Here is a 13,493-nt window from a genome sequence, read left to right on the forward strand (position 1 = left end):
CCGTACGATGCCCGAAGCCAGCCCGTGGGGAAACCGTGGCCGCCTGAAGACGCGCCAGCTTCTGCTGGTCGTCGCGCTTGCCGACGAAGGCAGCATTCACCGCGCGGCGGCCGCGCTGAACATGACGCAGCCGGCCGCGTCGAAGCTGCTGCGCGAACTCGAGGAATCGATCGGCGCGGTGCTGTTCGAACGCCTGCCGCGCGGGATGCGGCCGACGCTGTACGGCGACGCGCTGATCCGTCACGCGCGCGCGGCGCTCGGCAGCCTCGACCAGGCGCACGAGGAACTGGCCGCGCTGAAGGCCGGCCATCTCGGCCACGTGGCGGTGGGGGCGATCACGTCGCCGGGCTTGCGGCTCGTGCCGCCGGCGGTGGCCGCGGTGAAGGGCACGCATGCGGGCCTGCACGTATCGGTCGAGATCGACACCAGCAACGTGCTGCTCGAACATCTCGCGCAGGACAAGATCGACATCGTGGTCGGCCGGCTTTCCGCCGAACACGACAAGCTGCGGCTGCGCTACGAGCCGCTGACCGGCGAGTCGGTGGCAGCCGTCGTGCGGACCGGCCATCCGCTGCTCGCGCAGGCGCCGCTGGCGCTCGCGGACGTGCAGCGCGCCGCGTGGGTCGTGCCGCCGGCCGGCAGCGTGCTGCGCCATCGCTTCGAGCTCGTGTTCCAGCGCGCGAGCCTCGCGCCGCCGGCGAACCTCGTCGAGACGTCCGCGCTGCTGTTCATCACGCAACTGCTCGAACAGAGCGACATGATCGCGGTGCTGGCCGAGGACGTCGCGCGCTACTACGCGCGGCACGGGATCGTCACGGTGCTGCCGCTGGAGATGGATTGCCGGATGGACGATTTCGGGATCATCACGCGCACCGACCGGCTGCATTCGCCGGCCGTCGCGGTGATGGTGGATGCGATTCGGGTGGCGGCGCGGGGGGTTTATGGCGTCGTGCCGTGAGATAGCGGTAGGGTAGGGTTCCGCCGCCGGACGTGGAGAGCAAGGTCGCCGTTCGGGGCTTTCCGACAACAATACCCCGCTCTATACGGTCGAAGTCGTCAGCTCTCGAGCCTCGCCACCACCCTCTCCGACGACGGCGGGCCGGGTGCCGCATTGCGCTCGCTTCATTAGAACTGTGCCGTGACCTGAAAACCCACCGTCACGCGTGCCGTTTGGAATCCGGATGGTTTGTAGATCGGTGTGCCGGCAAACAGGTCGTAACCGTAGGCGCCCAATCGAGTCGCGACGCTACCCTTTACGCCGATCACGGCGCCTGCCAGTTGCGTGCCGACCAGCGCGACCGGCTGCGGGCCCCACACTCGACCGTAGTCGAGGCCCGCGTAGACCGCCATACCCGTCTGCCCGATCGGCGCCTGCAATTCGTTGCGCCAGTAGAAGCCGCGAGAAGCCGCCAGCATCGTCTCTCCGTCAAAGCCGCGTACCGTATAGCGGCTGCCGATCGTCAGGTCGTCGATGTAGTACAGCGTGTTGCCCGTGTACTGGCCGTGGAACGTCGTCACGTAACGTAACGGCTGCTGCGCGATCACAAACGGCACCGACAGGTTCGCGTCGAGCACCGCCATCTTGTAGCGGTACGTCGGACCGCCGTCGGCAGCCAAGCTGTCGTCCTGCGCGCCGAATGCGCCGATGCCCTGCCGGTACGCGAGCGTGCCGTCGAACTGCGCGTTGCCGAAGTAATGGCGATCGGTCAGGCCAAACTCGACGAACGTGTTGTTGCGGCGCTGCTGCGGGATCTCGGTGTCTTCGATGAAGCTTTGCCCGAAGCGGCGCGACAGCCGGAACTGCGCGCCGAACACGTCGTTCTGGCTGCGCGACAGCACGCGGTTCAGCTTGAGGTCGACCGTCTTCGAATTGCCGCTCGCGATGAACGTCTGGTTCACGCCGGCGATCTGCTGGTAGTACGTGCTTGTGTATGCGGAGAGCGTTGCGGTCCAGTAGCCCCACGGGATCGAATAAAAGCCGTTCCAGCCGTGCGAGCCGAGCCGCTTGTCGCCGAACTCGAGATCCTGGCTCACGCCGATGTTGAAGATGTCGTTCAGGCCGAGCGGATTGTCGATGCCGAGCGACAGGTTGCCCTGCAGGCGGCCGGTCGCCCGCGTGCCCGAGTTGTCGATCGAGGCGACGACGGTCCACGGCTTGCCGCGCTTCACGTCGAGCACGACGTCGCTCTCGCCGGGCACGTCGGCCGGGACAATCTGCATCGACACGTCCTGGCTCGACACGCGTTTCATCTGCTCGAGGCCCTGCTCGAGGTCGCGCAGGTTCAGCAGTTCGCCGTCGCCGGTCGGGAAGGCTGTTTTCCAGGTGCCGCGGAGCTTTTCGTCGGCGAAACGCACGTGACGGATTACGCCGGGGATCAGCGAAAACTTGAGGGTGCCGGTCGACAGATCCTGTTCGGGAAGCAGCACGCGCGTCGTGACGTATCCGCGCGCAAGGATCGCTTGCGACAGGCCCTTGACGAGCACGTCGAGCCCCTGTTTGCCAACGCACTGGCCGGTGTAGTGCTCGAGCCATTCACGCGCGAAGGCGAAGCGATCCATCGGCAACGTCGATGCGCCTTGCAACTTCAGGGAAGCGGGCAGCGCATCGGGAACGTCGAGGGCGAAACGGTCAATGCGAAAGCAGGGCGTTTCGGACGGCAGGGCTGGATACCCTGCGCTGGCCGTCAGGTTCGATCGCACTCCAGGCGCGGAGACGGTCCGCTCGCGCTCGCGCGCCTCTTCCTGTTGTCGGATTTGCTGGTCGTTACCCGAACTGATCAGGCGGGGAGCTTCTTGCGCCGACGCGGCCATTGGAATCAGCCATGCGGCCGACAGCAGCATGACCGGGGTACGGATTGTCATAGAAGTGGCGTTGTTCGATCGATTTTATGGTTTGGGTGCTAAATGTCCCGGAATCCAAACCCATTCGGTACCGCTCCATTTCCAGAAGCCCATGACCCAGATCGTGCTCGACCACGACGGCAACACGGGCTCCATTTCCGGCTTCGGTGGAGGACGCGGAGGTGCATCAGGTGGCACGGTCTCGCATGCAGCGAGAAGCGTCGACATGACAAACGCTAGGGCTACGGGCCATTTGCATTTCTTCATCGTTGCCTCAAAGCGAGTGCGATGTGCGCCGATCACGTCTTAAACCACCGGGAAACGCGGCCAATCAGTCCCTGCGGAGGCGGCACCCACCCCGGCTTCAGAAAGTCGTAGACGTCATCGTAGTGATCGAGTGGCTTGACGGGCATCAGCTCCATTGGCACCAGCGGATGGTCAATTTCAATTTGGATGCCACGTCGCCAGCAAATTTTTGTCTCAAGCGTCCCAAGGTATGAGATGAAGTTCTCCAAATCCGGCCAAACGCATTTGACGTTTGCGTGCCGCTTTTCGATCAACGCCCTTAACCCTGCGGCATCGCGAGCTAGAAGCAATGAGAAAAAATACTCACCATTTGAAATGGCCTGTCGATCAGCTTTGGTTCCCTTTTTTCTCACCTCCTCGATACACGCCTCCAACTCCTGATCCTTACCCATGATCGCGAGCTGGAATCTGTATTGAAACGCCGCCGCCGATTTTGGATCATTTCTTCCATTCAACAGCGCTGACGTTTCCATCCGTGCCACTGCCTCAATAACACTTTCATTATCAGACAAGATCGCACAGAGCATCTCAAGTCCTGTGGTGAAACTAGCACCTCCATCCAAATCGCAACTCGCTATGGAAAATTTTGACGATAGATAAAAATTTTGCTTGCTAGCAGCGATATTTCTATCGGAAAAATAATCAAAAACTGCCTGTGCTCGCGCACGACTTGCCAATGCATTGTAAACAATGCCAAGGCGAACTTTATTTCGTCGATATATCACATCATGAACAAGCTCGGGAATTCCATCTCTCTCAATTTGAACAAAATTCGCCAATTTATCCAATGCTGTTCGATTTGTCATGGTTAATTCCGGGGAATCTTTACAATAACCATTCCATTGGAGTCAACTCCGGAAACCAACTTCACTAGCTTTCCTTTTTTCATGGCTTGTTCTATAACAGTTGCCGTGTTAACGAATTGCGGGTCCTCGGTGTCTTTCAGACGTTTAATGGCGTATTCCACCCAAGTATCCGTTTGCTGAGTCGGAAGTCCGGTCGCCGGGTTTTCAGGATTTAAGTCAATCGAGCCAGATTTGTTCAACGGCTTTACTTCATTGACGTAGACAGTGTCGCCCTTGATGTAGACGCCGTCAAAGCAATTGGCCCCACACTTCCCATCAAGCGGCGTAAAGCCATTCCGTACGAAGTAGTTGTTCGCCACATATTCACGGGCCTGTCCCTGCAAATCCTTGGACGGCAGCTGGTCGAGTTGTGACAGCACGCCTTGTTCTGCGGTATTCAATTTCACCGGCATGCTCTCCATCGTCATCTTGCCGGTGCTGATGAACCCTTTGCCCGTCGGATTCACCGGCCCCGCCAACCAAACATCAATCGACTCGCCCACGCGCGCGGCCGTCGACGCGATTTTGTTGGTAAGGATACCGCCGATGACTGTTTCCTCGATCGTGTAATCGGGTTTCACGGAGCCGTTTTGCGTCGCGAAGGAATCCACTCGATTCTGATCACGTTGGCTCGCACCCGGCACGATTGAGCCAGGCAGCGAGCCCAAAATGGCATTGAGGCTTTGATTGGAACGTTGCTCCGGTGTCGCACTGAAATACGTCTGAGCCGAACCGGCGGAGATGATCGGCGTGCCGCGGACCAGAATCGGCTTGCCCATATACTGCGACAACATATCTTGCGCGGTCTGAAGGTTCGCCAGGTAGGAGCTCAGCCCGCCCATTGCGCCTTCGCTGGTCGGATTGTTCGCCGTCTGGATCAGCGTCTGAAGGTACGCCATGTTTTCCTTGTTGGCGGTGTCGTCGACCATTCCCTTCGCCGCGCGCTCAAGCATGTCGGTCCAGTAGGTCGTTGCCTTCGCAACGCAACTCGCGTCGCCACGGCATACCGCTTGCGCCTTTTCCTTCGCGAGCTGCTCGACGACCTTCACCTCTTCTACGTGAAGCTGTCGATTGTAAAGCTCGTTGTTGATGGCTGATCCTGCACCGGCCAGCGCGCCGGATGACCCGCCACCCGCGACAGCGCCAGCCGCCGCTCCGCCTGCCGTCGCCACGATCTCGTTCAGCGCGTTCCGCGCCGCCGATTGCGCGCTCAGCGGCAGCTGGCTCACCGTCTGATCGATGATCGGCTGCGCCAGAGACTGCAACACGTCTCCGGCCAAAGAACCCGCGACGGCACCACCAACGTTCCCGCCCGACAGCGCCGCCCCGATCGCCGCCACTGCGGCGTGCAGCGCGTCACGACCTGCCCCGCCTTCGCCGAACAGCGCCTTCATCTGCGGGCTGCTGTTTTCCAGCTGCGTCGCCGCTTCCGCTACCGCGAAAGTCGCGACCTTGCCGAACGCCTGGGCGAAGGCCATATTGTTCTGGACCTTCTGCAGGTTAAACGTGTTCTCCACCGTCTGGTTCGCGTTCGCCGTGTCACGCGACAGGCCGGACGTGCTGTCCGTGCCGTTCTGCTCATCCGATTTCACGACAATCTTCGCCGGGCTCACCGCAGCATGCGTGACACCACTCGCGCTGTCACCCGTCTGCGCAAAGTTCGGCCCACCCGACGTCGAAAAACCTTCCGACGAGCCCGAATACGACATCTTGTTCTGGATGTCGGTAAATCCGAGGCTGCTGGTCGTCAGCGTATTGTTGTCGGCCGGCGCCGCGCTCGCGATCTGCGCGCCGTTGAGCTGCGTATGGCCCGTCACGTTGACTTCGAACCCTCCATTGCCTGCCACGATGCCGGTTTGCTGGTTCGCCGACGCATAGTTCGCGTCGATACTGGTATGGCCGATCGACGCGTCGACGCCACCACCATAGCCGAACGTAAAGCTGCCACTGACGCCCGTGTTGTGCTGGTTGCTGCTGTAGTTCGACGTATCCTGAAGGCTCGTCATCGTCAAGTCTCCGCCGACATCTACCTTGACCTTGTCGCCAGACACCTTGGCGCCCGACAGCGTCGCGTCGCCGCCCGACTTCATCGTCAGCGAGTTGCCGGCCGCCACCGTCGTGTTGGTTTGCGTGACGCTGTCGCCGTTGCCCTGGCCGTGCGAGTTCGAGCCATTCGCAAAGACGCTGATGCCCGTGTTCTTGCCCACGCCGATCGCGACGCCCGCATTCCAGCCGGTCGAACTGTTCGAGCTCGTGCTCTGATCGGTGCTCTGCGCGCTTTGCAGCGTGACCGCGTTGTTGGCGTCGAGAGCAACATTCTTGCCGAGTACCGACGCTCCGGTCATCGCGATGTTGCCGGTACCTGCCTGAACATTTCCGTTCGCGTCCGGCGTGCCGGTCGCGGTAATGGAGACGTTGCCGTTGCCGATGATCGACGAACCTTTCGCGCTCGAGATCGATGTCGTCGCATTGCTGCTGCTATGGCTCGATCCGATGCTGAGCTGTACCTGAACACCCTTGGCAGCCTCGCTTACGTTGCCGTTCGACAGTGCATTGGCCGCGTCCTTGATCCCGCCGCGGTTCTGGTAAGCCTGCTCGGCCGCCGCCACCGCCTGCACTGCCACGAGACGCGAGTCACCCGACTGCTGGCCTTGGCGGACCGCGCCTGCCATCGACTGTCCGAGTCCGACCAGGCCGCCACCCAATCCGACGCTCAAACCCGATTGGCTGAACTTCTGAGACTGCGCGTCCTTGTAGGTATCGTATGCGGCATTTACGGTCACGTTCTGTGCCGTGATGCCGACATCCTGGCCCGCAACAACCGTACTGCCCGTAATCGACGCATCCTTCCCTGCCTGGATCGTCACATTGCCCTGCGATGACCCGATCACACTCCCTTTGTTCGTCACGGAACTGCTTTGGTCTTGCCGCGCGGCCGAGCGTGAGCCCACCGTCACAGACAAACCACCGTTCGTGAGCAGACCCGACTCCTTCTTGTCGAAGTAGCTGGACGATTGAGTCGTGTCTTGTGAGGTCGTGACGTTGACGTCGCGCTTCGCCTGCAAGGTGACGTCGTTCGTACCAACGACGTTGCTGCCCGTCACGTTGATGTCGCGGTTGCTGACGATGTTGACGCCGTCGGCCGACACCGTGCTGCCTTGGCTATAGGTCGCCGTCTGGTCGATCCCGCTCGCGATCTTTGCTCCGCTGACAACATTGCTATGGCTGTGCGTTTCGTGCGAATTCAGCTCGTGCGTTTCGGTTGCGGCGCCGATATTCACATCGCCGGCCGCCATCAGGTTCGCATTACCCTTATCCAGGCTGATCGTGCTACCGCTGATTGTAAGATCCTTGCCTGACGCCAACGTAACGGTATCGCCGCCCTTGAGCGTCGTCCCGGACAGTGCCTGATCGGACGTGTGCAGCGTTTCCGCGTAGCTGCCGTGACTATCACTGCCTGAACTGTTGCTGTTGACCGTCGACGTCGCGCTCGCCGCGCCGAGCGTCACATCGCCCTTGGCGGCGATCGTGCCGCCCTGGCCGAGGTCGATCTGCGCGCCCTTGGCCGTCAAATCACCGCCCACGCCGATGCTCGACTGCCCACCAACCGTCACCGAACTGCCGGTGACCTTGTTGATGTCGGTGTTCGACACACCGTTCGCCCGCTGCACGATCTTGTGCTCGCCCGTCTGCACCGCGCCGAGATCCCAGTTGCCGCCGACGTTCATCCCGAGGTTGCCGCCGACCGACAGGTTGCCCGCGTTCTGCTGGAAGTTGCCGCCGGTGACGATCGACGCGTTGCCCGCGACATCCAGTTTGGCAATGGGCCCGAGCGTCGTCACCACGCTCGTCGCGCCGTCCCGACTCACGCGCGCATTCGTCTTCGTCGCCGTGTCGAGAATCAAGTCCTTGCCGGCATCAAGCTGAAGGCTGCCCGCCTTCACGTTCGCCGACGTCAGATCGATGTTGTTCTCTGTCTTCAGAGACATCAGCCCACCGCTTTGCAGCGCGCCGAATGCGTTGTCGATCTGCTTGCCCTGGATTGCCAGCGTGTTGTCCGCCTTGATCGTGCCACTGTTCGTGAACGACTGCGCGTTCTGGAAATCGATGTTCGTTGCGCTGATCAGCGGGCCGTCGATGTTCTGCTGGCTGGCCTTCGCGAGATACACGACGGGCACCAACACCGACTGACCGTCGACCACACGCGTTTCCATCATGATTACGTTGCTGGTCAGCTTCGATACCTGATCGGCAGACAGGCTCGCGCCGATCGGAAGATCGAGCGACTTCGACAGGCTCGCACCGGCCGCCATCAACGACTGGTACATCGTCTCCAGGTCGGCGTACGGCCCGAGTACCGCCTTGCCGGTCAACGACGTGACTTCGTTGCGCACGAGCTGCTGCTCGTAGAAGCCGTCACCGAGTCGCTTCGGAATATGCGTGAGATCGACGCCGAGCTGGCCGAAGAAGTAGTCGCTCGAAATGAAATTCTTCTGGTTCGTGAACGCAGGGTTCGTCTCGATCACATAGCTCGCGTTCGGCGCGGTAGTCGGCTTGAACAATCCGCCCTGCGGAATGGCGAGATTGTTCAGCACGTTCAGCGCCGTCGCGCTGGCGATGATCGGGTCGACCGGCGCGGGCGCACCGCCGTGCACGGACGACGCCCCCGATTTCGCACCGCTCGCGTTCCCACTCAGATTGGTAGGCGTGAGACCCGGCACCGACTGTCCCGGCAGCAGGCCGAGCGACGGGATCGATGCGTTGCCCGCCGAGTTGTTGACACTCACTCCAGTACCGGAAATCGTGCCGTTCGAATTCAACGTCGCATCGTAACGCGGCAGCTTGTAGTCTTTGATCGATGCTGGCGCCGCCTGCGTGTAGCCACCCGGCCGAGAGCCGACAAACGGCGCATTGCCGAACGGAAGCTTCCAGTCATATTCGGAATTATCGTAATTGTTGTAGTGATATTGCCCCGAGTAGGAAACCGACACGCCCGGCAGTTTCTGACCGGACGCCGCCCAGCCGTCGGCATCGTAGCGGGCTGGCATCTTGATGTCGCCGACCGCCGCGATGTTGCTCCAGTAGTTTTGCAGCGTACCGACCGAAGAGGCGTCGATCTTGCCGCCCGACACGATCTGGGCAGCCGGGCTGATGTCCGTTACAGCCGTCGCCGTCGCGCTGTCCGCATAGTAGGTCGTGAACTGATACGTGCTGTTCCACTGACCGCCGTGAGGCGGCTCGGTGTAGACGCCGCCGATGCTGTACGGATCCTTCACGCCGACCTGGCCAGTACGGCCGCTGATCGGAATACCGAACTGGCCGAGCAGCGATGGATCGATCGAACTCGTCGAGGTCTTCATCACGCGGCGCGTGCTCGTCAATTTGTCCGCATGCAATTCCATATCGCCTTCGGACTGAATCAGCGCGGACACGTTGTTGACCAGCGCGGCGTTCGTGTAATTGCCGTTTGCGTCCTTGCCTCCTGCCAGCACGACCTTGCCCATGCCGAAGATGGCCGTCGTCGCCATCGAGTCGGTGGCCGTCGTGTCGTCGCGGTTTTCGATGTCATGCGCGAGGATTTCGAGCATACCGTTGCTGTCCGATCCGCCGATCAACGCGGTCGGTCCAAGGTTCGAGATCGTATTCGTCGCGTTGAGCGATACGCTGGCGCCGACCAGCGCCCCCGTGTTGGTCAGATCGGTCGACTGCGTACGCAGCAAGCCGCCGGCCGTCAGGGCGCCCGCGTTGACGATGTTGCCCGCATTGACGCTCAGGTTGTTGACCGACTGCAGGCTCGCGTTGTTCGTAAAGGTGCCGGGCAGCGTGAAGGCGAGATCGTGACCGACGTTGAACTGCGTGTCGGATGCCGCCGTGTAGTCGCCCTGCAGGTTCACGTTGGCGTCGTGCGCCGCGCTGTATGTGCCGCCACCTTGCAACGTGGCCGCTGCGACCGACAGGTCGTGCGTCGAGCCGATCTGGCCGTTCGTGTTCGTGACCGCGCCGGTCGTCGTGACGTTCACGTTGCCGTTCGAATTCGTGACGTTACCGATGATGCCGCCACTGTTGTCGAGCGAGTTCCCCTGGACATGCAGCGATGCACCACTGAGCTGACCGCCCTGCGTATTGCTGATCGATGCCGCGCTGACCGTCACGTCGCCGTTACCGGTAATCGCACCCATGCCCGACACACCGCCGGCATGACTGTTCGCGATCTGGTTGTCGCCTTGCACCGTCATCTTGCCAGCACCGAGGTCGACAATGGCGCCGTCCGCGTTGTCGATCGAAGCCGATTGAATGTCGAGTGTGCTGGTGTCATCAGCAGTAGATTGTCCGGCCTGGACGTGGCCACCTTGGTTCGACAAGGCACCGCCGCTCTTCAACGACAGCGACGCGTCCGATCGCAGCAGGCCCTGCGCGTTGTTCACATCGCCTGCGATGGTCGCATTGATGCCGCGTTGCGCGGCGAGGATACCGCTCGCATTGTTCCAGGCGGCCGCGTTGACGATGGCTTGTCCCTTCGTCACGATGGTGCCCGACGCGTTGTTCAGCGCGCTCGAGCCATTGCCCGGTGCGATCGTCAGCGTGCCCGTGCCGGCATGTGTGATGTTGCCACCTGCGTTGTTCAGCTCGGCGGGCTTGAGCGTCAGATCCGTGCTGTTGGTCTGGATCACGCCAGCGGCCGAGTTGTCGAGCGTGCCGCTGACATTCATGCCCATCGTTGACGACCCATACTGCGTAATCGTGCCGCCGTGGTTGACGAGGTTTTCTGCCGTGAGCGCAATCTGATTGGCCTCGAGCTTGCCGCCGCTGTTGTCGAGCGTCGAGTCGGCCGCGATCGACAGGTTCGGCGCGACGATCGAACCGTTCTGGTTCGTCATCGAGCCTGAGTGGATTGCCGCGTTCGTGCCCGCACCGATCTGGCCGCCATCGTTCGTCAGCATGCCACTGGTGACGCTCAAATCCGTATTCGACAACAGCTTGCCGCTTGCATTGTTCAGCGTGCCGGCAACGGTTGCCGTCAGCCCGCTCTGCGCGTTGATCGAGCCCGCCGCGTTGTTTAGCGCGCCGGTTTGGGCGGCGACGCGTCCGTTGCTCGCGATCGAACCGCCTACGTTCGATATCGAGCCCGAGCCGCCTCCGAGCGTCAGTGTGCCGTTGCCGGCATGCGTGATCGTGCCGCCGTCATTCACGAGTGCGGTGGGGGTGAGCGCCAGGTCGGTGCTGTTGGTTTGCAGCGTGCCGGCATTCGAGTTGTCGAGCGTGCCCGACACGTTCACGTTCATCGCGCTGGCGCCGGTCTGCGTGATCGTACCGCCATGGTTCACGAGGTCGGTCGCGTTCAACGACACCTGGTTGGCCTGTACGGCACCCGCGCTATTGTCGAGGGTCGTGCCCGTCAGCGCGGCCGTCAGACCGACGATCGAGCCGCCGTTGTTGACCAGGCGCACGCCTGCGTCGACAACCACCTTTTGCGCGGCCTGCAGCGTGCCGCTGCCGTTGTCGACCGACTGGCCCGATACCCGCAGATTCGTATTGGAGGTGATCACGCCGCGATTGACAACGTTTGCGCCTTGGACCGACACATCGCCGTTGCCGCCGATAACGCCGCCGTGCGCGCCGTTCGCGGTCGTGCCCGCCGCATTGGTCAGTTGACCGGTGGTCATCACCGACAGGCCGTCGCCGTTAAGCGACGTGATCCGGCCGGCCGTGTTGTCCAGCGACGCGCCGGCCACCGTCATCCCGGCCGCGCTTTGAACGGTGCCCTGGTTGTTTGCGATGGCGCCACCACGCACCTCCGCCGTACTTTCGGACACCATCTCGCCAGACCGGTTGGCGATCTGGCCGGCCACGTTGACCGACAGCGGGCCTTGCGACGAGACCTTGCCGCCTTGGTTCGACAGGTTGCCGCCGGTCAGCGTCGTGCTGCCGCCACTCGACAAGCTGCCGTGATCGTTGATCACCGTGCCGGAAGCATTCGCCTGAATGGCGCCTTGTGCGCTCGTCGTCGCATTTGCGAGATTCACGTCGCCGGCCGTCGCGTTCAGCGACAGATTGCCGTTTGCGGCCGTCTGGCTGCCGGCGAGATTCACGCTGCCGCCCGTCAGCGACGCGTTACCGCCCGCCACATTCTGGCCGGTCGCGGTGAGCTGGCCCGACGCCGTCAGATTCAGGTCGCCGCTGTGCGCGACGGAACCGTCGTTGTTCACACCCGCGCCGAGCGTGCCGGTCGAATTGACGCTGCCGACGTTCACGGTCGTGTTCTGCTGCGCAGCGAACGTGCCGCTATTCGTGAGGTCGGCGCTTGTGCTGGCCGATAGCGATTGCTGCGCGTACGTCGTGCCGTTGTTCTGAATGCCGCCGGCCGCCGACAGCGCGAGGTTGCCACTCGCGGTCGTCTTGCCCGTCAGCACAAGTCGGCCGTTCGACTGCAATGTGAGATCACCCGCCTGCGCAGCGATCGTACCGGCGTTGGCCACCCCCACGCCGAATTCATTCGATGCGAGGAAGATCCTATTGCTATACATTCCGCCCAACTGGCTCACGTCGATCGCGACCGCCGGAGCGGGGCCGTCGCCGGCGATCGGCGTCGCGGCAAGCGTGTCGTGGTTGACTTGGGCCGCCCCGGCGATCACGTTCAGGTTCTTCGCATAGACCGCTGCATTCACCTGTACGGCACGGGCGATAAGGTCAACCTGATCGGTACCGGTTGCGTTCAGGCCGGCGCCTGACACGGTTACGAGCCCGCGGTTAACGTTATAACCGGCGAGTGAACCGTCGGCGCCGTAGTACGGCACGCCGGTCGTCAAGGTTGCGCGGCTGGTATTCAGGAAGGTTCCACCGTCCACGAAAATCCCGGACGGGTTAGCGATGACCAGCTCGGCGCGAGCGCCTGCGATCTCCAAAGCGCCCCGAATTTGAGAGGGGTTCGGGCTGTTGACTTGGTTGACGATGATCCGCGCGGCCTGGCCTGCGCCGTAATTCGGGTTGCCGTTGATCCAGCCCGCCTGCTGGGTCTGAACCATCGTGGCCGAGTTGTTCAGGATCGCGCCGGCCTTCTGTACGTCGAACTGGTTGTAGGTGTTGACCGATACGCCCGCGCTCGAGGGACGCGCCACGTTGACTTGCGGCAAGCCGTTCGGCGTCTGGATCACCTGCGTGCTGGTGCCGGGCGTCGGGACGATCTGCGCACCGGAGAGGGTGGGCAGCATGCCGAGCGCGGCGACGCCCGCCACCAGGACGCGAGCGCCGGACGTCGACGACCGCCGCCGCGCGCGAGCTTCGCCTGTTGCGGATTTCCCTTCAGCTGTCGCTGTCTCCGCGACGGCCACCACCATACCCCGAAGCCTGGAAAACACCAGGCGGTGCGCATTCTTATTCATTCTGGTCGACGCGGCCCGCGTCCGTTCGTTTGGTTATTGAACGCGAGCTTACTGAAACATCGAAGAATGACTGTCAAATATTGCCAAGTTGTTGACGGAGAAACACAAATTTCGAATTTCA

At 62.1% G+C, this 13,493-nt stretch carries 5 protein-coding genes; 1 reads left to right on the top strand and 4 read right to left on the bottom strand.

Annotated features, from left to right (window positions below; all coding sequences use genetic code 11):
- Window positions 1–7: 7 nt before the first annotated feature.
- Complete coding sequence (locus tag APZ15_RS24605; protein WP_027790239.1) at window positions 8–958, top strand: LysR family transcriptional regulator; 951 nt, start codon at window positions 8–10, stop codon at window positions 956–958.
- A 167-nt stretch (window positions 959–1,125) separates the two neighbouring features.
- Here APZ15_RS24605 and APZ15_RS24610 read toward each other — a convergent pair whose 3' ends face one another.
- From APZ15_RS24610 to bcpA, 4 genes are all read right to left on the bottom strand, one after another.
- Window positions 1,126–2,811: a ShlB/FhaC/HecB family hemolysin secretion/activation protein gene (locus APZ15_RS24610; RefSeq protein ID WP_370448785.1), complete on the bottom strand. Its 1,686-nt coding sequence runs from the start codon at window positions 2,809–2,811 to the stop codon at window positions 1,126–1,128.
- 75 nt (window positions 2,812–2,886) lie between these two features.
- Entirely contained in the window at window positions 2,887–3,108 is a 222-nt protein-coding gene (gene bcpO, locus APZ15_RS39755; RefSeq protein WP_080982132.1) for a CDI system lipoprotein BcpO, read from the bottom strand.
- 32 nt (window positions 3,109–3,140) lie between these two features.
- Window positions 3,141–3,953, bottom strand: a complete 813-nt coding sequence (gene bcpI, locus APZ15_RS24615) for a contact-dependent inhibition immunity protein BcpI (RefSeq protein WP_158605821.1) — start codon at window positions 3,951–3,953, stop codon at window positions 3,141–3,143.
- A gap of 2 nt (window positions 3,954–3,955) precedes the next feature.
- On the bottom strand, window positions 3,956–13,372 hold the full coding sequence (gene bcpA / locus APZ15_RS24620; RefSeq protein ID WP_027790237.1) for a contact-dependent inhibition toxin BcpA: 9,417 nt from the start codon (window positions 13,370–13,372) through the stop codon (window positions 3,956–3,958).
- Window positions 13,373–13,493: the final 121 nt, after the last annotated feature.

It is taken from the genome of Burkholderia cepacia ATCC 25416 (assembly GCF_001411495.1).
In the GTDB taxonomy this organism is placed as follows: domain Bacteria; phylum Pseudomonadota; class Gammaproteobacteria; order Burkholderiales; family Burkholderiaceae; genus Burkholderia; species Burkholderia cepacia.